This window comes from Algoriphagus limi (genome assembly GCF_024919275.1).
In the GTDB taxonomy this organism is placed as follows: Bacteria; Bacteroidota; Bacteroidia; order Cytophagales; family Cyclobacteriaceae; genus Algoriphagus; species Algoriphagus limi.
In genome coordinates this window covers 1622176-1643190 of record NZ_JANWGH010000001.1, presented here as the reverse complement: position 1 = coordinate 1643190, position 21015 = coordinate 1622176, and the positions used below count along the sequence as shown (strand labels likewise).

Genomic DNA, 21015 nt, shown 5'->3' with positions numbered 1-21015 from the left:
GGTCTTCATTATTCAGACTGGGTAAGGACTAGAGATTTCAATTTTGAGTCAACTTGTTTTTTCTCTTCTCCTTTTAGGTGGAAATCAAAAAAGTATCTGACTAATTGCCGAGTGACTTCATGATGTTTTTCTCTATTTGGTGCAGTTAAAAAACCTAATGGGAACATAAGTGAAAAATCTGAAAAACTCATGTGATTGGATCTGCGGATTATATAGCTTTCATAACCACCTCTTGCTAGTCCTCTCAACCTTGATTTCCATTCTATGAATAAAAAGTCATGATATTCTTCTCGGGTCATTTTCCATTCCTCCAGGTCTTTTTCACTCATGGTTTCTGCAGCGGGATTATCTGCTCTTATTTCCATAAAGGGCTGGTTGAATCCCTTTAAATGACCTTTTCCAAAATAAAATCCATCTAGATTGATTCCGGCTAAAAATCGTTTATCCCTAATCATAGAATTAGCAGAAGTAGCTCCACCAAAGGAATGACCAAAGACACCAACTTTCTTTAAATTTATGCTCAGCTCCACTGGCATTTGTTGGGCTGAGACCATTTCTGACAATTGGTCTAGAACAAAAATCTGATCATCGCTCCACTTGAGGATTTCCCTATCACTGTATGGTTCTTTATGGGTCACTGAATCAAATGGAGTCAATCCTCCTGTTCTTAAATCTTCAAAGACAGTTCCTGCCGCCGAACCCGTATGTTCGATACTCACTACCACATAGCCGTGAGAAGCCAGATCAGGTAGAAGAAAACTATTTTGAAAGCGACTTCCGTTGTAGCCATGTGAAAATAAAAGCAGGGGAAATCCCTCAGCGATTTCCTGAGCTTGAGCCAAGTTTTTAGATGGGATACTGGATCGACTGAGTTTTTTGATCAGGATTTTGGGAATTCCATAGAGGGAATTAAGATCCTTTTCCAGAGAATCCGGATAGGGATGATAAGGAATAATCTCTTGATGAATTTCCGCTGCGGGATAGAAAAGAATGACCTTTAGTTTCCTACCTCCTCGATTTGCATCTTGGAGCTCCAGTTCAACAGAGCCCACTGAATAGTCTCCTGTTGGGGCGGGGATTTTGGCAGATTTAAAAGCCATTATACTTAGACTAAACACTAGTAGTACAAGGGCTCCTGAAATTGAAAATGCTTTGTTTTTGAATGTTGATTTTGCTGACATAGTTTTTTTGTTTGATTTGATGTCGCAAAACTCTGGATCATCCACAGGATCAATGCTCATCCCAATTAGTCCGAACCTTTTTTTTTAAAGTGGTGAGGTTCAGGATTCTTAGGGTATTGAAAATCAGTTATTTGATCTTTTAAACTCAGAAGGACTCATGCCGGTAAATTTTTTAAAGGCCGTATTAAAAGTAGACTTGGCATTGAAGCCAAACTCAAAAGCAATCCCCAAAATGCTTAAATGTGCATAGTTGGGATCTGAAAGGGCTTGCTGAATTTCGCGGATTCGATGAGAATTGATCAGGTCGTAAAATGAGGTTTTTCGGTATTTTCCAAGTACTTCTGAAATGCGATAAGGTGAAACTCCAATGGCATCAGCCATAACGCCTAAGTTTACTTCGGGATCAAGATATCCCTTATTTTGAATCCATTGATCAATCTTTTGATTGATTTTGGTTACTTCATGTTCTTTTAATCCGCTTTTCTCATACTTTGGATTTTCTTTTTCCGAAGCGAAAGAGAATTGTATTTCTTTAGACTTGAACCTAAAGTCGAAAATGCTCTTCTGATGAAAAGAATAAAAAGTTAGGGAGATTAAAAAAACGGAAAGTAAGACCAAATTGAAAAAAGTGATCTCATTCTGCCAATTGGGATTTTGTAGTGCAAAAAGATAAAAACCCAAAGAAATCAAGCTAAGAGCTAAAAAAGAAATCAGAATATACTTTACCCAAAGAAGGTCCTTTCCCTTGAGATTAGAAAATATTTTTTGGATTCGGTCTTGATGGTTTCTCAGTTCCCAAAAACTTAAACCAACATAAATCAATAAATGAGCGAACTTGATAATTCCCAATCCAACTGCAAACCCTGAACTATAGATTAGTTTAAGTGATTGAGGGTCTGCTTGTGTCTTATAAACTTTTGAGGCAAAAAAGGCTAAGAGTGGTAAATAAAGAAAGAATGGTATCGTGTGAAATTTTAGACTTTTTTCTTTTTCTGGTCTTGAGAGTAATAAAATATATCCGTAGAAGGAGGGGCCAATTAAAAGAAATAAAGGGTCTACTAGAAAAGATCCCCATGGTTCACCTATCCATTGATTCAATAGTGGACCAGCAATAAATGCAGAAATTAGCAACACAAACAATCCCATCAACCAAGTGAAATTCTTGTTTTGACGGGATTTAAGAAACAGAAGGGAACTTAAAATCAATCCCTGAAAAAATCCTATGGCAAGAATTTCCTGCATTTAACTGAAAATTTTAAGCAATAAAATAAGAAAAACTCCTTTAAAGATTAATTAAAGAGATGTTTTTGGATTGAATTCCATATTGTTGGATTGGGAAATAAGAATGTTAAATTCAAATTTCTTCAAATGAAAAAAATGTTGCAACCTCAAAAACCTGATTTCCTCGAAAAGGAGAGGGGTAAAAAACAAAAAAAGAGGTCATCTCTGACCTCTTTTTTAAATTGGCTCCCCCTATCAACAATAGTTGCAACCGAAGTAGCCTCTCTATGGCGTTGAATGAGATTTATAATGAATTTCTTAATTCAATTATTTAATTCATTTTGAATGGAATTCCTCTTAAGAAAAGGAACTCTATTAAGGCATCCATTAAATACTTGATTTTAGTTTGAAAGGATGCTTAAACCTAAGTTTTTTCTTTTTCTCCATTTTGGAGGAATAACCAAAATTATTCTAAACGCTGAAACTTAATTGTCAAATTTTCTTTTGAGTTATGAAATTGTAGTTTTCCTTCACTTGTAATTTCAAATTTGTCGAAATCAAGAATCACCCAATTCCTAAAAGGTGGCTCTTGTTTTTCGGTATCGGTTAATAAATCCCAACAAAGTTCTTGAAAATTTGAACGATAGGATTTAAATAAGAATTTTTGATTAACCACCTTACCAAGATTTCCCTCAAAAGAAATACAGGTAGAGGAGCCTTTTAAAAATCTTATAGCTGGCGAAATAGACAAATAGATTTCTTTATAAAGAATCAAGTCCTCAGGGATTGTTATCCAACTTCCTTGGATTTCATCAATATGATCTTTTTGTTTCTCTAAGATTGATTTGAGCTCAACTTCATTTTCGTTTAACCCGTTTTTTACCAAAAGTTTATAAAAATATCCTTCTTCGAAATCAAACCCTTTGATATTGAAACCTTTCTTTTTCAAAGTCCAGACACTTCCATCATAAAAATCATCATAAAACTCCTCTGCATTAGAAATTAAATATTGATCACCTTTTTGAACACCAAAGTTCATAGGGCCATTTAGTCTATATGAATAAACCCAAATGGTTTCCATCTCTTCTTCAGTTTTTGAACAAGAATTAAAAAGAAAAATGATTATAAAAAAAAGGAAGGCCTTTATCATACTGACTAATTATTTCCAAAATGCTCTTTTGCTTAATTCAGGAAGGTTGGCCTCTAGGTTTCCTGAATTACCACCAATTTCAAATTTTTTATCGTTTGCTGCCCCTCCAATTAAACCGATAAATGAACCTGTTAATCCAAACATTGGAACTAATAACATATGTCCATCATTTTCTGGCCAGGAAAGTTCTGCCACCCCTGCTGCCACCAAACCTAAACTATTCCCAATAATAGCTCCCCAGCCATAGCCCTTGAGAACTGCTCTGACTTTTTTGGTTTCAATAGATTGAATATCTTGTATTTGGATTTTTTTGAGAGGAGCATTTGATTCTGGATTCTTCCAACCTTTTACATCATCAGTTTTAATTTCAATAAAGGATGAATCGACGTTCCAAAGCAAGCCGTGAATAATGCTTGAATCCTTCAATTTTACCCATGCCTGATATCCTTTTTTATTAAATGATTTACCAGAAATGTCTTGTGCATTTACCAGTACAACACAAAGGAGAAAGCCTAGTGATGTTAATATTATTTGCTTTTTCATTAGTCCTGAGATTTTTGGGTTAACCATAAATTTTTTATTGACTAATTTACTTAGAATTCTTCCTATTTTTTCCTACACTAATTTTTTGGGTATAATATTTATTGAAGAATAATATTTTGGCACTTTGATAGGATTTTCCTGATAAGTATTTGATTTTGAAACTCTCTAAATAAATCAACGACAGTTACAACCGAAGTCAGCTTCCTTTTCGATTGAAGGAAGTTCTAATCCAAATTGAAAAGCGTTGAGTTGTTTGATATCTACCGAATTTAGGATGATATTTCCCATATTCGTCCCAATCAAGAACAATAGTTGTCCAAGAATTATTTTGTGGAGATCTATTTCAAATTGTAAGATTTACTAATTCAAACTACCTGGATTTTTATTCAAAATCACCCAAATAGGTGATTGTAACTTTATTTTGAATTTTTTTAAATTGAGGAATGCCAATTTCCATCGTGATTTTTGAGGATAATGAAAACTTAAGGGATTCCCTTGAGGTACTTATTAATAATAGCGGAGAATACCAAGTACTAGCTGGCTTTTCCAATGTTTTAAACGCAAAGGAGCAAATAGAAAATTTGAGGCCAGATGTTGTTATTTTGGATATAGATATGCCTGTAAAAAGCGGAATTACTGCAATTCCTCAGATAAAAGAAATTGATCCAAAAATCTCCATAGTGATATATACGCAATTTGAGGATGATGATAAAATTTTTGATAGTCTATGTGCAGGAGCCGATGGATATATCTTAAAAAAAACATCCCCAATATTACTTTTTCAAGCCTTAAAGGAAGTGAGAGAAGGAGGAGCACCCCTTTCACCGACAATAGCAAAGAAGGTTCTCGCAACTTTTCATAAAAGCCCTAATCAAGTTTTGCGCTATAATTTAACTCCCAGAGAAATTGAAGTTCTTAAACTTTTGATCAAAGGCTATAGCATCAAGTACATCGCATCTGAACTTTTTGTGTCTTACGATACCTGCAAATCCCACCTGAAAAACATTTACACAAAACTTCATGTCAATTGTGGGAAGGAAGCCATTGCAAAAGTCCTTGAGGAAAGGATTATCCTTTAATCTTTTAAATGCTTAGATGAAAAATCACCTAAAAAGGTGATTTTTCGAGCTTGAGTTTCATTTTAAGTTTATGGTTAAAAAGTGAATCACAAAATCTTTCAACCATGGACTTTAATAAACTGAGAAAGTTTCTCCTTCTTTTATTCGCAGTGGGGTTAATTGTTTCTTGTATTTCCGATGATGAAACTATAATTGAGGAGGAGCCCATTGAAATCGTAAAAGATATTGATGGAAATGAATATGAGGTCTTAACACTTCTCGGGAAAAAATGGCTGCGTCAGGACTTACGGGTTAGTAGGTTTAGAGATGGCACTCCTATACCTAAAGTTGAGGATCCAGAAGAATGGTCTAAAATATCCTATGGAGCATACACTTGGTTTGAAAATGATCCAGCCAACGATGAAACGTATGGAAAAATCTATAATGGGTATTTAGTCAACTGTTGTGAAATTTGTCCCGAAGATTGGCGCTTGCCTTCTGAAAATGAATTGGTTGCTGTAGTTGATTATTTTGGAGGGTTATTTGATGCAGGGCAATATCCTATAGTTCCTCAATGGATGAGTCTTGAAGGACTATTAGGGGGTGAGCGCAAGTTCGATGGAGGATTTTTAAATAAAAGGAATTTAACAATGAATGGTGATGAGGTTCTAATAGATTTTTCGGTTAAATGGATCCGGCCTCAAAATCGTCAAGTTTTAGAGAATCCATTTGCTTTCATGGTTGAAAGATACACTGGGAAAAATGTACAATATTCAATGTTGAAAGGGAGTCAAAGGTATATGCTTAATTCAGGAGCTTACATTAAGTGCATTCAAGAGTAGCTGGTAGAAGACATTTTTCAAGAAGGAAATAATTCAATAAATAATAGATAGACTTTTTAGCGATTAGTTCTTTAGGCATCAGAGATTTCTCTGATGCTTTTTTTATTTAATGATATTAATAAAATCACCTAAAAAGGTGATTTTCTGACACTTCCAATTGGAGTAGTTTTAATGACGATTTTGTTGAAATGCATTTGCATTCCTCATTTCATGATTCATTATATAAGGTATTTCATATCAAACTATTCAAAAATGATACGATTAGGGAATAACAAAAGCAGGCTAAGTCCCTTTTTAGGGAGTCTTATTTTATTACTTTTTGCTGTCTCCTGCGAAGATAGTGGCCAAATGGAGCCTAAATTGGATACTCTATCCAAATTGGGAGAGAATACATCCAATGTGGTGCCGGGAAGGTACATCGTGACTTTAAACAGCAATGAAATCAATTTCCGAAAATCCGATAAATATGAGGATGTACAGGCTGGAATGCGGAAAATCGCAAATGATATCCTGGTACGATATGATGTTGACTCTGATAAAATTAAGTCCGTTTACGGACATGCTTTAACTGGGTTTACGCTGGATTTAACGGAGGAAGAATTTGAAGTAATACGCAAAGATCCGAAAGTAAAATCCATTGAACCAGATCATGAAATCAGTTATTATAACCAAAGAAAAACCCCTCCTGGAAAAGATCAACCAGGTGATGATGGAGGAGGGGATGGTGGTGGCGAACCTTCCGATCCAGGAACTGGGGGGACTATTCAAATTGATGCTCCCAAATATCTGGATAGAATAGATCAACGCCAATTACCATTCAGCGGTACTTACACCTACAACGAGACAGGAAGCGGGGTAACAGCCTATATTCCTGTTGGAGGAATTTGGGATATGCCAGAAGAGTTTGAGAATAGGGCAGTCACTATTGATCTGATAGGTGAAGGGGAGGATCTTAATGGATCTACAACCAATATGGCATTGAATGTCGGGGGAACATCCTATGGCCCTGCCAAAGGAGTGAATTTGGTTGGAGTTAGGACAAATGATACTTGTTGTGATGAAATAGGTTACTTGTCTTCCTTATTAGCTGCATATGATTGGATTCTGGCAAATGGTCAGAGGCCTGGTATTGTTCTAGTAGGTCTAGTAGGGCCTTTGGAAAATACAGCATATTTTACAGTAATTGAGAACTTGTATAATGCAGGTTTTTCCCTAATATCAAGTTCAGGAGCTTGGCGAGAAAATGCTTGTACCTGGGCAAGTTCTTATAAACCCTACATATTCACCGTGGGATTGGCCACCATAGAGGACAGAAAACAAATATCAAGTAATTATGGTGATTGCATAGACTTGTTTACCACGACCACCGATTGGTCCGAGACAAATGGAGGATACGTAGAGATATGGAGAGATGGATTTAATATGAATCCGAATTTTGTTGCAGCTGGAGTGGCTGCAGGTGTGGCCGCCAAATTTTTGGAAAATAATCCTATGGCTTCACCAACTGAAGTCTATCAATTTCTCAAAAACACATCCACCAAGAATGTGGTGAGCTTTTCTAATTCGGTAAATAATCATATGCTCTATAGTGGAATGAGCATGGATGGAACTGGAAGCATTGACCCTAATCGGGTAAATTATGTATTGGATATAACTGGAAAAGTCAGTCCAATGAAAAGGAATGAATATCAAATTCTTCTTAATTGGCAACCCATTAAAAATGAAAGTGGGACAGTGGATATTTATGAGAATGGATTAAAAATAGCCTCAACAGATGATGGATACTTAATAGGCGATGGATTTTGGGTTCGATTCATTTCTGGAAGAAATTTGGCGCCTAAAAGTTATAAGATCTGTATTTCAGGGACAAACCAATGTTCAAATGAGGTGACACTGACCTTTTGATTGAAGTTTAGTTGAAAAAAGGCTGCTCATTATTAAGAGCAGCTTTTTTATTTCCATTCAGCCATTTGTGCGATGCTTTCAGATTGTTTGTTTATATTTTTGTGTAATTAGTGAGTAGGAATGAAATATACTTTCATACTTATATATTGCCTCATTTTATTTTTCTGTGATAAGGCATTTGCTCAAGATGAAGTAGAATTTTTAATGAATAACTACTCCATCGAACAAGGTTTACCCGAAAATACTGTCTTGGATATTGTAGAAGATGAAATTGGCTTTTTATGGATAGCAAGCCCCAACTTTTTGACCCGTTTTGATGGGGATAATTTTAAAGTCTTTCGAAAGTCTTTTGATTTTCAAGTGAATGATTCAGCTTTTAACCTAGGGAAGCTTTATGTTGAAGGTGATAAACTTTGGATGATCACAAAGGGTGGCAAACTGGAATACATGGATCTTCTAACAGAGAAATCCCATCCCTTAAAGTATTTCAAAGATGGAGAAAGAGAAATTGTGAAACTTACCTCAATTTTTATTGATCAAAATAGAATTTACCTAGGAACAGATGATCGGGGATTATTTATAACAGATCTGGATCTCAAATTGATAAGTCATTATGACGAATGTACTAAACAAAATCTTAGTTCTAACCGGGTCAACCATATTTTTAAAAATAAAGAAGATGGCCTTTGGGTACTTACAGACAAAGGAGTAAATCAAATAAAACTGGGAGTAGTATCTCAATACTTATTGGATATAAATTTCACTCATGGCATTGAGAATAGTGCCGGGGTAGATCTTTCCTCAATTTCAGCTGGAATTTGGACTCAAAAATATTCTGATGATTCTATTTATCAGGAATATTCAGCTTTCTCTGATTTGAAGAATTTTTTGACTGAATTGCACGTATTTCAAATATTTTATGAAAGAAAATTCTCTACCTACCAATGGGGGATTTGGCTTGCAACTCTAGGTGAAGGATTGATGGTAATAGACGAAATGAATAATCATGCTTTCCAAGTCAAGTTAGAGAAAAACCCGAAGGATGTCTACTGCATTTATGGGGCAAAGAATGGTAAAATATGGGTTGGCACAAGAAAAAATGGACTTTACTCTCTGGATCCTAGTATACCTCTAGTAACGACAAATTGGCCAGAAGAAATAAGGTTTGATGGGAAATTGCAACTTAAAACTAGTGGGGATCAGAGCTCAATTTACATCCCTCAAAATGATGAAATTTTAATTTATGATCAGGAATTAACACCTAAAGGGATATTTGGGAGGTATGATTTTTTCAAAGAGGCAGATGAGCCTGAAATAAATTCTATAGTTCCCATTCAAGGTGGAGATCGATTTTTTATAAATTCATTGAAAAATGGAAGTTTAGTATTTGATCCCGTAAATCAAGTTTCACATCCTTTACAGAAGTCGTCCGATGAGTTTATAAGGAATCATGATCTCAGTCACGAAAGTACTCTTATCTATGAGTCAAAGGCATTCCCTGGGAGTATACTATTCGGAAATAAATTGGGGCTTTTTAAACTGGACCTAATTAGGCAGGAATTTTTTCAGGTTGTGGATTATTCAGTTTCTCAGTTCTGCTCAATTAATGAAAATGAAGCGGCAATTTATTTTTCAAATGGAAGCATTGGATTTTATGATTTTTCTGAAGGGAGACTTGAACAAAAGGATTTTTTAACTAAAGTGATCCCAATAGACTTGGATATTCAATCGATGAATTACCAAAATAATTGGCTTTGGTTGGGCTCTTTAGGAAATGGTCTAATTCTGGTAAATCTTGAAAATGGCAAAGTAGTAAACGTGACCAGTGAAGATGGGCTTCCCAATGATTTTATCATGGGGATGGAATTTGAAGATACGCGCACTGTTTGGTGTAGTACTCATAATGGGTTTTTTAAATTAAATTTCATAAAGTCCAATTCTGAAATTGGTATTGAAGAAATCCTATATCTAAACCATAAAAATGGGATTCTTATCAATGAATTTTTACCTGGTCTTTCTTATAAACGAAAGGATGGGAAAATTTGCTTTTCCTCTGAAAAAGGTATCCTTTGTTTGGAGGGGGAGAATTATTCTTGGGATGATTATCAGTCCAAAATCTTAATATCTGATATAAAAGTAAATAGTCAGCAGGTAGAAAGTAGTATTGGCCTTATTCACTACATGGATGAACTGGAACTTTCAAGTAAAGAGAATTCTTTGGAGTTCTTCTTTTCCGCGATTTCAAAGAATGTTCCCGATAACCTTCATTACAGCTACCAGTTGGAAGGATATGATGAGAATTGGGTTCAGGCTCGAAATAGAAGGTATGCATCATACACGAATCTTGATCCAGGAACTTATTTATTTAAGATCAAACTAACCAATGATAATTTTGAAGGTGCGCCAATTAAAACCTTACCAGTAATTATTCATGCTTCTTTTTGGCAGACTACTTGGTTTAAGGTATTGGTAGTCTTGACTATAATTTCGATTTTTTATTGGTATTACAGGATGAAGATTAAGCATTTGCTCAGTTTACAACGAGTAAAAGAAGAGATATCCGCGGATCTTCACGATGATATTGGAGCAAGGTTGACAACAATTCAATTAATCTCGGCTATCCATAAGAATAAGTTTCAGGGTCAACCAGAAATAGAAATGATGTTATCGAATATTGATCAGGAAATTCATGATTCTTCCGAAGCCCTTCATGAATTAGTCGGGAATATCAAAATGAAGGAGGATGATTTAGGAGAGTATTTTTCAAGGTTGAGGAGATATATAAGCGAATCTTTAGATCAGACTACTATTAGTTATCAAATTGCCATGCCCGATTCTACTAGTCAGGCGACCCTATCTCTATCCAAGCGAAAGGATATTTATCTGATTTTGAAAGAATTGATCAATAATGTCAGAAAGCATTCAGAAGCAAGAAAAGTAGAGGTCAAAGTCTTTTATGAGCAGCGTTCTCTCAACATCCACGTAAGAGATGATGGAATAGGGTTTAATCCAGATTCCTCTTCAGAAAGAAATGGAATGAATATTCTAAGGTACAGAGTTGAGAAATATAATGGATCAATAACTTTGGAATCCTCACCTTCAAAAGGAACAGAGGTTAAAATATCCATTGCATTAGACAAGAATCTGATCCTCAAGGATTTTTGGTCTAATGGTCTTCAGAAGATTGCAAGTTTTTGGGCTTTTAATTAAAGAGGATGGATAATAGTCAAGCCTTTCCTGCTCAAAAAAATTCATGGTGGCTTCTTCTACTCTTTACGCTATTTTTTAGTTTTCAGGATATAGATTTTGCCCAACGCACCTACATTGTAAATAGCGTAGAGGATTTAGAAGATGTGGATTTGTCGGATAAGATCTGTGCTGATCTTAAGGGTAACTGTACGCTAAGAGCAGCCCTTCAAAATGCCAATGCTTCAAAATTGCGTGATAAAGTAATTTTTGACCTTAAAGACATTAGATCCAAAAGAATTGTACTACAGTCTTACCTTCCTGCTATTTTATATCCTGTCGAAATTTATGGGACAGTTAATGAAAGTAAAATTGATTTGGAAAAGGGAATCGTGATAGATGGGGCAAATATTGAGTTTGATTTGGAAAGACATCGTAATATTCCTGAGGCACAAACAGGGTTCCTACTACGAGAAAAAAGTAGTGGAAGTGTTATTAATGGATTGATTTTCCAGTCATTTAGAAACATGGCAATAAAAGTCGAATCCGATCATTCTGTTATTCAGAATAACATTTTTGGATCATTGGAAGACAATCCAAAAAAAGGTAATGGAGCAGGGGTTTCTTTGTGGGGGAATGAAAATTTGATAGGTGGAGATTTAGAAAAAGAAGCAAATTACTTTTTAGGAAATTATACTGGTGTTTCATGTATAACTGGGAATTCAAATAAAGTAAACGGGAATTTTTTCGGGGTCCTCCCTGATAGGAATGAAAAGAAAGGAAATATCATTGCCGTTTATTTTGGGTTTCCCAGTGAAAATAATTTTGTTTTCCGAAATCTAATTTCAGGAAATACAATTGGCTTAGAAGTTCAGGGAGTTGGAAATACAATTCTCCAAAATAAGATTGGTACAGATTATTCTGGGACCAAGGTTAACGGAAATTTGGTAGGAATTCTTATAGACTCATCCTCATCACGTATCTCTATTGGAGATGAAAATCTCGGAAATTTGATTTCTGGGAACGAGGTGGGGATTATGGTGGATTCGAAAAACAAATCCGTTTCTAACCTAAATGCAGTCAGAGATCGATTTTCAGATATTAAAATTAAAGGTAATCTAATTGGGACAGATATTTCTGGAGAGTTTTCCTTGGGAAATAAAAACGGAATTGTATTACGAAATTCTGGAGGAACAATAATTGGAGGTCTTCATCCAGCTGAATCAAATTTGATTTCAGGTAATTTTCAAAATGGTCTAATTTTAATGGATTCTTTTGAAAACCTAATCTTTGGGAATAAAATAGGTACAGATATTTCAGGGAAGAATGCTATTCCAAATTCTTTCGGAATTCGTATTAATAAAGAGGTTAGGCAGGGTTATTCATCTAATAATTCGATTTGCAATAATTTTATAAGTGGAAACCTTGAAGCTGGAGTTTACATTGGAGAGGGGACTAAACAACTTAATCTTATTTCCAATAAGATTGGTTGGTCAGGAGATCAATCTTATTATAAAACGAATCAAAAAGTTGGGGTTTTTAATTTGTCATTACAGGAAAATAATTGCTTTGGTGGAGAAAGTTCGCAAACGAAAAATATCATTTCCAGTCATGAAATAGGATTTCTTTCAGACTCTTTTCAGTATTTTGATGAATCTTTAGAAAACAAAAATCTATTTCAGGAAAATCGGAAAAATCTTTTAGGAACTAATGATTTCGATTATTTAGGATACTTATCTAATATCATTATTCCCAATTACTTTAAAAAAGTAGAACAAATTTCGCTTTCCTTCAGAATAGCTAGATTTCCATTTGATTCCGCCTCCATAGTTCAGTTAAAGAAAGAAATAAGTAGACTACCAGATTGATAAATCTTTGACCTATGGAATCTTCCGTCTTGGGATTTTTCAATATAATTCTTTTCGAAAATGAAGAAAAACTATAAAATCCCATTCAATCCTTGAATTATATGTGGTTTTTAAAATCAATAAGATCCTATTATGTTCTTTTGGCTAGTTTATTTGAAGAAGGGTTCATAAAAAGTTGCAACCCTAAAAGTCTTCATTTAAATGAAGTTGAGTTGGATTTAAAACAAAAAAAGAGGTCAAAATGACCTCTTTCTTGTTTTGCTCCCCCTCTTGGGCTCGAACCAAGGACCCCATGATTAACAGTCATGTGCTCTAACCAGCTGAGCTAAGGAGGAGTGTTTCGTACCGCTTTCCGATAACGTGATGCAAATGTAGAAGGCTATCTGATTTTTTCCAAATGCACTTTCAAAAAAAATCTTGAAGAAATTCTCCTTTTCTTCCTTTTGACTTCGCTATCAACAACTTACTTTTTTACACTTCGGTTCCTTCCTTCGATTTTTTTAGCATTCCATTATAAATACCCGTAACGCCAAGCACCATCAAACCGGCAATTACCGCCAAAAGAACATTGAAATAGGCTGGGGCAGATAGGGTCAAGCGTAAAAAGATGGTAGCCAAGGCAAAGGAGGAATAGCGAAATAAGTTGAGGTATTTGGTGGTGTAGCGGAGTGAGAACAGCAAGATAAATACATCCGCAAAAATCAAGAGGGTGTAAAATAGCTCCAGACTATAATTAAAATGATTGGTCTGATAGGCGGTAAAGAGATCATAAACTCCCAAAAGGAAAAACGTCAAAGTTAGATAAATGGAAATAAGCTTTTTGATATTGGAAAAGCCACTTTGTTCCTCATAATTCCCGGTGATTTGAATATGTCGTTGAGCCCGGTAAAAGAGCCCCGTGATCAAAAAGAGCAAAATAGCTCCAAAAGCATCGGAAACGATAGGTGCTAATTCCCATAGAAAGTCCATTCCCCAATTTAATTCTCCCAAATAATGCCCAAACTCCTTGAAGGCATCCCGTAAAAGCAGTAAGGATATGATTTCAAATTGCTTTCCTACAGAATCGGCCACAGAATGCGGGATTAAAAAAATGAGGCCAAGAATTTCAAAAATCAGGAGTACGTTGAATGCCAATTCGATGGCGAAAAAGGAAGAAACATGTTGGAGTGGATTCGAAATCCCTAAATAATTCAGTAGTCCAATCAGTAGTCCAGCCACAAAGAAGATAACAACCAAGTTGCTAATCATCTTGCTCACACGGGGGCTTTCCCAATGTTCGTCCAGAATATCGAAAATCCGGATTTGCTTCTTGAAGAATTCTTTGACCAAAGTGCAGGTTTTGAGTAAAACAATCTCCAACTAAGGAAATTAAATCCCCTTATTCGGAGACCAAAGTCACCAAGACCACTCCATCGATCAAGATTGATCTTTTGCACTAAATTTTCTGGTCATGGTTTTGATATATTGAATCTTACGGAATCGCAGGGCCGACCAGTCTTCATTGATTGCGATTTGTCGGACGGCTTCCATGTCATTTTCTCCCAAAACTTTCCAGCCTTTATCCCGATTGATGCTTGCTTTGTAGCGTTTTGAACTGCCTTTTGGGTAGGCAAACCAAAGAATTGCATCTCCGTTGAGGAATTCTTTCATTTCTTCAAATTGAGCTCGGATCGATTCTTCATCTTGAACAAAGCCAAGTAAAAAATCAACTTTTTCATTAGCATCGGCCATGAACCCTTCTTTAGTCCAGACCTCTAAAAGAGCTGATAGTTCATTCGGTAAATTCCAGATTTTGATTTTCTGTCCTTCCCGATAATTCATTTTTTTCAAAAGTGGATCCATCTTTTCCATTTAAATCACTATCAACATTGGACTGTAGACGTGGATCCGCATATTCTTATCTTGAGTATCATCTATTTATAGAATTACGGATTCACAGATTAAAATTACCTCGATTTCAGGGAATTCCTCCTTCATATCTTTATTTTTAAGCATGCGATATTCAATTCTGACTCTTTTATTATCATTCCTGATTTATCCCCTTTTTGCGCAAGAGAATGGCACTCAAAAGCCTCCTTTTAAGGAGGGAGAGAAGGTGGCTACCGTCCGAAACCCTCTCTTGGAAGAGGTAAGTGGGATGGCTTTTTCCCGAAAGCATCCAAATTTGATCTATATGCACACCGATAGTGGAGGAGAAGCAGCGGTTTACTTATTGGATTCTTTAGGCAGGGAATTAGGCAAATTGGAATTGGAGGGGTTGGAAAATCGGGATTGGGAGGATATTGCTGTGGGTCCGGGTCCAGATGGGAAAAGCTATGTATTTGTAGGTGAAATAGGTGATAATGCAGGGGTGCATGGGGAAATTGGGGTTTATCGGTTTCCTGAACCTGAAAAAATCGAATCTGCAACTGTCGCCGTTGAATTGGCTAGATTGGAATATCCCAAAGGTGCTCGGGATGCTGAAACGCTCATAGTTGATCCCTGGGATGGAACAGTCTACATTCTTTCCAAAAGGGATTCCAAAAACTCACTTTACAGTTTTGACCAAGATGCTTTCGAAAACCCCAAAAAAACAGAGTTGAATTCGCATTTCAACCTTGCCTTTACAATGTCAACGGCAGGGGATATTTCTGCTGATGGAACTCAGATTCTAATCAAAAATTATGAGTCAGTTTTTTATTGGAAGCGGGAAAAAGGTCAATCCATTTTAGAAGTTTTGAAAGAAGATCCTATCATTCTACCCTATGCTCCGGAGCCACAAGGTGAAGCTATTGGCTTTGGACCTTCCGGAAATACCTATTATACGATTTCTGAAAAACGGTTCTCGATTGATCCAGTCTTGTATTGTTATCCAGCTCAAAAGTAAGATGCAAACTACTTCCACCATATTGATGGTTCGTCCAGCTAACTTCGGGTTTAATGAGGATACCGCTGCCAATAATATCTACCAACAACAGGACGAGCGGCCTTCTCAGGTAATCCGATTTTTAGCGAGGCAGGAATTTGATGGTTTTGTAGGGCTTCTCCGAGATCAGGGAGTAGAGGTATTGGTAATAGAGGATACTGAGAAACCAGTAAAAACTGATGCGATTTTTCCGAACAATTGGTTTTCAACCCATTCTGATGGTCGTTTGATTCTTTATCCCATGTTTTCGCCCAATAGGCGTTTGGAACGTCGAAAGGATATTATTGAGCAATTGATGAGCCTTGGATTTAAGGTAAATGACATTGTTGATCTAAGCTTTTTTGAAAAAGATGGGCAGTATTTGGAAGGAACAGGGAGTATGGTGATGGATCATGATGCAAAGGTGATTTATGCCTGTTATTCTGAGCGAACTCATCCAATACCATTAGAATACCTATCCAAAATATTGGGCTATCAAGTAGTGTCCTTTGAAGCTTCTCAGGAAGTAGAGGGGCAATCTGTTCCTATCTACCATACCAATGTTATGATGCATGTGGGGACAGAATTTGCAGTGGTTTGTTTGGAAAGTATTGTTCGTGCCTTGGATCGACAAAAGGTTCAGGAAAGTCTGTTCAAATCTGGGAAAAAAGTAATCCCTATTACGGCTAAACAAAAATTCCACTTTGCTGGAAATATGCTAGAAGTTAGAAATGATGGAGGAGAAAAATTCACTGTTATGTCCCAATCAGCCTATGATTCCCTAAATGTGGGTCAAATCCAAATGATTGAAAAACATACAACCATTATCAGTCCACAGATTCCCACTATTGAAAAGCTAGGTGGAGGTTCAGCAAGATGTATGATGGCTGAGATTTTTTTGCCCAAAGCCTAAACCCTATCCATTCCTTTCTCTACAAGCAGTCCACTGCCTACTGCCTACTGAAAAACTGCCTACTGAATCAAATCCCCGTATAATTGAAAGGAGAAATCGCCTTCAATTCGGATTTTAATTCATCAGAAATCACCAATCCATCAATAAAGCGAGCGATGGAATATTGAGTGATTTTTTCGTTTGTTCGAGTGAGGTCTTTCAGCGCTTCGTAAGGTTTTGGGAAGCCTTCTCTTCGGAGAATGGTTTGGATAGCTTCTGCCACCACAGCCCAGTTTTCCTCCAAATCCGCATGAATAGCCGCCTCGTTGAGTTCAAGTTTACCCAGGCCTTTTTTCAGAGATTCCAAAGAAATCAGCATGTGACCTAACGGTACCCCAATTACGCGGAGAACTGTGCTATCGGTCAAATCCCGCTGCAATCTGGAGATAGGTAGTTTGGCAGATAGGTGTTCAAAAAGTGCATTGGCAATTCCCAAATTCCCTTCAGCATTTTCAAAGTCAATTGGATTGACTTTATGAGGCATGGCAGAAGAGCCAACTTCTCCGGCTTTGATTTTTTGCTTGAAGTAATTTATTGATACATACTGCCATATATCCTTGGAGAGGTCAAGCAGGACGGTATTGACTCGCTTGAGGCAATCAAAAAGAGCTGCTAAATTATCATAGTGCTCAATTTGAGTGGTGGGGAAAGAACGAGAAAGCCCCAAGTAATGACTCACAAAATGCTCCGCAAAATCATTCCAAGGTTGTTTCGGATAAGCCACTTTGTGGGCATTCATATTACCGGTAGCTCCACCGAATTTGGCTGAATAGGGTATTCCTTTTAACTGTTCAAGCTGATTCTCAATTCGAGTAATGAATACCTGAATTTCTTTTCCAAGCCGGGTAGGAGAGGCAGGCTGTCCATGAGTTTTTGCTAGCATTGGGATATTTTCCCAAGCCTTAGCCTGCTCTTTCAGTTTTTCAACCACCTCATTCAATTGAGGAAAAATCACCTTTTCCAAACCTTCTTTCAGCATGAGAGGTGTAGCCGTATTGTTGATGTCCTGGGAGGTCAGGCCAAAGTGGATGAACTCTTTGTATTGCTCCTGTCCCAATTCATCAAATTTTTCTTTCAGGAAGTATTCTACTGCCTTTACATCATGGTTGGTGATTTTCTCTGTTTCCTTGATGGATTGAGCGTCCTCCAAAGAGAAGTTTTTCACAATGTTGCGAAGCGCTGAAAAAAGATCTGAATCGAAATCTGCCAATTGAGGAAGGGGCAATTCACAAAGGGCGATGAAGTATTCTACTTCTACATGAACCCGATATTTAATCAGGGCAAATTCGGAAAAATAGGCTCTTAAGGGTTCGGTTTTGGAGGCATACCGGCCGTCAACCGAACTCACTGCTGTCAAGGCATTGAATTCCATGGTGATTGGTATTGGGTGCTGAAAGATTAATTCTGTCGCAATTTAGTGGATAGCCTGAAAAAATGCCTGCTGCCAATAATAATTCTATCGAATTGCAAACTTCAATTGACTTTTTGGGGTTTGCATAATGAAAACCTAAAATCAGAAGCCGATTTCTCAAATGGCTCCGTATTTTTGCACCCAAAATTGTCCCGAAAGACATGTTTAACTTATTCAAGAAGAAAAAGCCTGAATCTAAAACGTCGAATTACCTACCACTGAAAGTAAGAGAGGTGGTTCGAGAAACTCCCGATACGGTAAGTATTTATTTTGAACAGCCAGAGCCTTATCTGGAATATAAACCCGGTCAATTTCTGACGCTTATTATGGATTTTGACGGGAAGGAACAAAGAAGATCGTATAGTCTTTGTACCTCTCCTTTTGTTGATCCGTTTCCGGGAATTGCAGTAAAGCGAGTGGAGAAGGGCCTATTTTCTAATTACCTAAACGATAATATTTTCCCAGGAAAAACCATTAACGTGCTACCTCCATTGGGAAGTTTTACGGTTGATTTTCATTCAGGAAATCAGCGTCACTTCATCTTGGTAGCCGGAGGAAGTGGAATTACACCTATAATGGGGATTATTAAATCTGTTTTGGTCAACGAACCCAAATCCATCATTACTTTGATTTACAGCAGCCGTAATGAGGAGCAGATCATTTTTAAAAATCAGTTGGATCAATTGCAAAAGGCAAATCCAGACCGATTGAAAATCGAGCATGTCCTTAGCCAGCCTAGTGAAAACTGGAAAGGAACCCGTGGTCGACTGAATAAGGAAAAATTCCATGAATTGGTTGCTATTGCTGAATATGAGCAACGCTATGAGGAGATCTATTTTCTATGTGGACCGAATGGAATCATGGAAACAGCCGAATCTGTACTTGAGGAACTTGGGGTGGATAAAGCACGAATCCATCGGGAGTCATTTTTCTCTGCAGCAGCCGATCAGGCAAAAGCCGATGCGAAGGCGGGAATTACCCAAGGCTTGATGACTCGGGATGTGAAAATCACTTTGGAAGGAGAAGAGCATGTAGTTACTGTTGCACCTGACAAAACTATTTTAGAAGCAGGATTGGAAGCGGGTTTGGATATGCCTTATAGCTGCCAAAGCGGTCTTTGTACTGCCTGTAGAGGAAGAATCACTTCTGGAAAGGTGAAAATGGACGAAGACGCTGGATTGAGTCCAAAAGAATTGGAGCAAGGTTACATTCTTTGCTGCTCATCCCGAGCTGTAAGTGAAGATATCGCAATTACCATTGAATAAGATGGAATTGGATGTAGCGAAGCTGAAAAAGCATTACCGAAGTCAGGAAGTTACTTTGCTGATCTTGATGTTGGTGGCCTTGCCAATGTTTGGCTTGGTTTACCTGTATTATAATTCAGGGAACCTGCATTGGAACCTGCCTGAAATTCCTGATTTCTTCAAGGGATTAATCAATGGATTGGGTTTTGGATTGCTAATTGGGCAGTACCTGATCTTTAGGCAAGACCTTAAAAAGTCCAGATCCATGGAAAGCTTTGAGGGAAAAGTCATCAATTACCTAGATTCCTCAAAAAAGCGATTCTTTTTCCTATTTGCGATTTCTCTACTAAGCACAATAGGGTTGTTATTTTTCAAAAGTGCTTGGTTTGTGATCCTTTTTGCGCTTGCCTTAGTATTCTTTTCTTTGGCAAGAGTTTCTCCGGACCGGGCTAAAAGACTGCTGAAACTTAACAAAGAAGAAACTGAAATTCTGCGAGCGATTTCCAGACCGGATTGATGTTTTCAAAAACAAAAAGAGGCTATTTCAATGCTCTCTTTTGTCAAGCTGAGCGGAGTCGAAGCCTGACAAAAGGGATTAAAAGAAATAGCCTCTTTATTTTTATTTAAAGAGTTGGTTTAGTTTTCTATTGAAATACTTCCAGAAGTAATTCTTCCTTTGATCCAAGCATCTGAACCATTATCGATTTCTAATTTTTTGGATGTTTTTCGGTCTCCCACTTTTAAGCTTCCTGATGAAGAACTCAGGTCAAAGTTGAAGTCGCTTAAATTTGAATAAGTCTGAATTCGGAAGTTACCTGAGGATCCGGAGAAACTGGTGTTTGGTCCCAAACCTACTTCCTCCGCTCGAATGGAACCTGAGGTGAATTTCAGTGAGCCCAACTGCCCTATATTTTCCAAAACTCCTCTTCCGGAAGTGAATTCTACGTTTAGCTCTCCATCGATATGACTGGCATCCAAAGAACCGCTGGTTGATTTGTAATTCACATCACCGGATACTTGATCGATTTCAGCATTACCGGAAGTAAGTGAAGCCATGACATTACCGGAAACATCGGATACCATTAATCTTCCTGAGGTTGCGCCAATGGTCAAATCCCCATCAATTCCCTCTGCTGATATTCTACCGGAAGTTACTTTCATGTAGGTCTCCTCTGAGGCTACATTTCGAACACTGGTATTTCCTGAGCTGTTTTTGAAATTGATCTCAATGGAATCTGGTCCCGTGATTTTAATCCAGCCTTTATTTTGACCGTTGGACCAAGTCCAATTCTTTGACTTTCGCTCGTATTTGATTTTAAGAACATCTCCTACGGTCACAAAGACAATGTCCTGATCTTCATCAGTGGATTGTAAATAAGCTTCAACCTGAACATCAGAGCCTGAGCCTCCTTCATAACTCACATCAAGCCAACCTCCCTCAACTTCCAGTCGATTGATGCCTGGATAGCTTTTGTTGACATCAACAAGCACATTTTGTGCAAAGGTAAAAGTGGCCAAAAAAACGAATGTCAGACCAAGAGAAAGAGTTTTTAAAGTTTTTTTCATCTGT

17 protein-coding genes and 1 tRNA gene are annotated in these 21015 nt (G+C 37.1%); 9 read left to right on the top strand and 9 right to left on the bottom strand.

Annotation, left to right across the window (positions count from 1 at the left end; all coding sequences use genetic code 11):
* Window positions 1–8: 8 nt before the first annotated feature.
* The 4 genes from NY014_RS07085 to NY014_RS07070 form a co-directional block, all read right to left on the bottom strand.
* Window positions 9–1181: an alpha/beta hydrolase family protein gene (locus NY014_RS07085; RefSeq protein WP_259413862.1), complete on the bottom strand. Its 1173-nt coding sequence runs from the start codon at window positions 1179–1181 to the stop codon at window positions 9–11.
* A 123-nt stretch (window positions 1182–1304) separates the two neighbouring features.
* Window positions 1305–2423 (bottom strand): helix-turn-helix domain-containing protein, encoded by a 1119-nt coding sequence (locus tag NY014_RS07080; RefSeq protein WP_259413861.1) that lies wholly within the window; start codon window positions 2421–2423, stop codon window positions 1305–1307.
* A 445-nt stretch (window positions 2424–2868) separates the two neighbouring features.
* Complete coding sequence (locus tag NY014_RS07075) at window positions 2869–3483, bottom strand: DUF4377 domain-containing protein (RefSeq protein ID WP_259413860.1); 615 nt, start codon at window positions 3481–3483, stop codon at window positions 2869–2871.
* A 78-nt stretch (window positions 3484–3561) separates the two neighbouring features.
* Entirely contained in the window at window positions 3562–4095 is a 534-nt protein-coding gene (locus NY014_RS07070; protein WP_259413859.1) for a hypothetical protein, read from the bottom strand.
* 458 nt (window positions 4096–4553) lie between these two features.
* Here NY014_RS07070 and NY014_RS07065 point away from each other — a divergent pair, with 458 nt between their 5' ends.
* From NY014_RS07065 to NY014_RS07045, 5 genes are all read left to right on the top strand, one after another.
* Complete coding sequence (locus NY014_RS07065) at window positions 4554–5174, top strand: response regulator (protein ID WP_259413858.1); 621 nt, start codon at window positions 4554–4556, stop codon at window positions 5172–5174.
* Between the two features lie 104 nt (window positions 5175–5278).
* A complete protein-coding gene (locus NY014_RS07060) occupies window positions 5279–5995 on the top strand; it encodes a fibrobacter succinogenes major paralogous domain-containing protein (RefSeq protein ID WP_259413857.1) in 717 nt (238 codons plus the stop codon).
* Window positions 5996–6247: 252 nt separating this feature from the next.
* Complete coding sequence (locus NY014_RS07055) at window positions 6248–7900, top strand: S8 family serine peptidase (RefSeq protein ID WP_259413856.1); 1653 nt, start codon at window positions 6248–6250, stop codon at window positions 7898–7900.
* Window positions 7901–8104: 204 nt separating this feature from the next.
* Window positions 8105–11110, top strand: a complete 3006-nt coding sequence (locus tag NY014_RS07050) for a sensor histidine kinase (protein ID WP_259413855.1) — start codon at window positions 8105–8107, stop codon at window positions 11108–11110.
* 5 nt (window positions 11111–11115) lie between these two features.
* Window positions 11116–12954 carry a right-handed parallel beta-helix repeat-containing protein gene (locus NY014_RS07045; protein ID WP_259413854.1) on the top strand — a complete coding sequence of 613 codons (1839 nt, stop codon included), beginning with the start codon at window positions 11116–11118 and terminating at the stop codon, window positions 12952–12954.
* Between the two features lie 261 nt (window positions 12955–13215).
* Here the strand turns inward: NY014_RS07045 and NY014_RS07040 are convergent.
* The 3 genes from NY014_RS07040 to NY014_RS07030 all read right to left on the bottom strand — a co-directional run bounded on the left by NY014_RS07040 (window position 13216) and on the right by NY014_RS07030 (window position 14775).
* Window positions 13216–13289, bottom strand: a tRNA-Asn gene (locus NY014_RS07040).
* A 136-nt stretch (window positions 13290–13425) separates the two neighbouring features.
* Window positions 13426–14283: a hypothetical protein gene (locus NY014_RS07035; RefSeq protein WP_259413853.1), complete on the bottom strand. Its 858-nt coding sequence runs from the start codon at window positions 14281–14283 to the stop codon at window positions 13426–13428.
* Window positions 14284–14370: 87 nt separating this feature from the next.
* Window positions 14371–14775: a hypothetical protein gene (locus tag NY014_RS07030; protein WP_259413852.1), complete on the bottom strand. Its 405-nt coding sequence runs from the start codon at window positions 14773–14775 to the stop codon at window positions 14371–14373.
* 172 nt (window positions 14776–14947) lie between these two features.
* On the opposite strand from NY014_RS07030, the gene NY014_RS07025 reads away from it, so the two are divergent.
* Window positions 14948–15820, top strand: a complete 873-nt coding sequence (locus NY014_RS07025) for a hypothetical protein (protein ID WP_259413851.1) — start codon at window positions 14948–14950, stop codon at window positions 15818–15820.
* Window position 15821: 1 nt separating this feature from the next.
* Window positions 15822–16751 carry a citrulline utilization hydrolase CtlX gene (gene ctlX / locus NY014_RS07020; RefSeq protein ID WP_259413850.1) on the top strand — a complete coding sequence of 310 codons (930 nt, stop codon included), beginning with the start codon at window positions 15822–15824 and terminating at the stop codon, window positions 16749–16751.
* Window positions 16752–16818: 67 nt separating this feature from the next.
* On the opposite strand, the gene purB is transcribed toward ctlX, so the two are convergent.
* Window positions 16819–18162, bottom strand: coding sequence for an adenylosuccinate lyase (purB, locus tag NY014_RS07015; protein WP_259413849.1), 1344 nt, complete (start codon window positions 18160–18162; stop codon window positions 16819–16821).
* 200 nt (window positions 18163–18362) lie between these two features.
* Between purB and NY014_RS07010 the strand changes: the two genes are divergently transcribed.
* Together NY014_RS07010 and NY014_RS07005 are read left to right on the top strand one after the other, a co-directional pair.
* The gene (locus NY014_RS07010; RefSeq protein ID WP_259413848.1) at window positions 18363–19466 is read left to right on the top strand and encodes a ferredoxin--NADP reductase; all 1104 of its coding nucleotides are present in this window, start codon (window positions 18363–18365) and stop codon (window positions 19464–19466) included.
* 1 nt (window position 19467) lies between these two features.
* Entirely contained in the window at window positions 19468–19962 is a 495-nt protein-coding gene (locus NY014_RS07005) for a hypothetical protein (RefSeq protein ID WP_259413847.1), read from the top strand.
* A gap of 119 nt (window positions 19963–20081) precedes the next feature.
* On the opposite strand, the gene NY014_RS07000 is transcribed toward NY014_RS07005, so the two are convergent.
* Window positions 20082–21011 (bottom strand): DUF4097 domain-containing protein, encoded by a 930-nt coding sequence (locus NY014_RS07000; protein WP_259413846.1) that lies wholly within the window; start codon window positions 21009–21011, stop codon window positions 20082–20084.
* Between the last annotated feature and the right edge of the window lie 4 nt (window positions 21012–21015).

What these genes read in the sequence shown, in the direction of transcription:
- NY014_RS07030 (WP_259413852.1), bottom strand. Translation starts at nt 14,775, where the DNA reads ATGAATTATCGGGAAGGACAGAAAATCAAAATCTGGAATTTACCGAAT.
- NY014_RS07070 (WP_259413859.1), bottom strand. Translation starts at nt 4,095, where the DNA reads ATGAAAAAGCAAATAATATTAACATCACTAGGCTTTCTCCTTTGTGTT.
- NY014_RS07060 (WP_259413857.1), top strand. Translation starts at nt 5,279, where the DNA reads ATGGACTTTAATAAACTGAGAAAGTTTCTCCTTCTTTTATTCGCAGTG.
- NY014_RS07050 (WP_259413855.1), top strand. Translation starts at nt 8,105, where the DNA reads ATGAATAACTACTCCATCGAACAAGGTTTACCCGAAAATACTGTCTTG.
- NY014_RS07080 (WP_259413861.1), bottom strand. Translation starts at nt 2,423, where the DNA reads ATGCAGGAAATTCTTGCCATAGGATTTTTTCAGGGATTGATTTTAAGT.
- NY014_RS07005 (WP_259413847.1), top strand. Translation starts at nt 19,468, where the DNA reads ATGGAATTGGATGTAGCGAAGCTGAAAAAGCATTACCGAAGTCAGGAA.
- NY014_RS07085 (WP_259413862.1), bottom strand. Translation starts at nt 1,181, where the DNA reads ATGTCAGCAAAATCAACATTCAAAAACAAAGCATTTTCAATTTCAGGA.
- NY014_RS07000 (WP_259413846.1), bottom strand. Translation starts at nt 21,011, where the DNA reads ATGAAAAAAACTTTAAAAACTCTTTCTCTTGGTCTGACATTCGTTTTT.
- NY014_RS07045 (WP_259413854.1), top strand. Translation starts at nt 11,116, where the DNA reads ATGGATAATAGTCAAGCCTTTCCTGCTCAAAAAAATTCATGGTGGCTT.
- NY014_RS07055 (WP_259413856.1), top strand. Translation starts at nt 6,248, where the DNA reads ATGATACGATTAGGGAATAACAAAAGCAGGCTAAGTCCCTTTTTAGGG.
- ctlX (WP_259413850.1), top strand. Translation starts at nt 15,822, where the DNA reads ATGCAAACTACTTCCACCATATTGATGGTTCGTCCAGCTAACTTCGGG.
- NY014_RS07010 (WP_259413848.1), top strand. Translation starts at nt 18,363, where the DNA reads ATGTTTAACTTATTCAAGAAGAAAAAGCCTGAATCTAAAACGTCGAAT.
- NY014_RS07025 (WP_259413851.1), top strand. Translation starts at nt 14,948, where the DNA reads ATGCGATATTCAATTCTGACTCTTTTATTATCATTCCTGATTTATCCC.
- NY014_RS07075 (WP_259413860.1), bottom strand. Translation starts at nt 3,483, where the DNA reads ATGGAAACCATTTGGGTTTATTCATATAGACTAAATGGCCCTATGAAC.
- purB (WP_259413849.1), bottom strand. Translation starts at nt 18,162, where the DNA reads ATGGAATTCAATGCCTTGACAGCAGTGAGTTCGGTTGACGGCCGGTAT.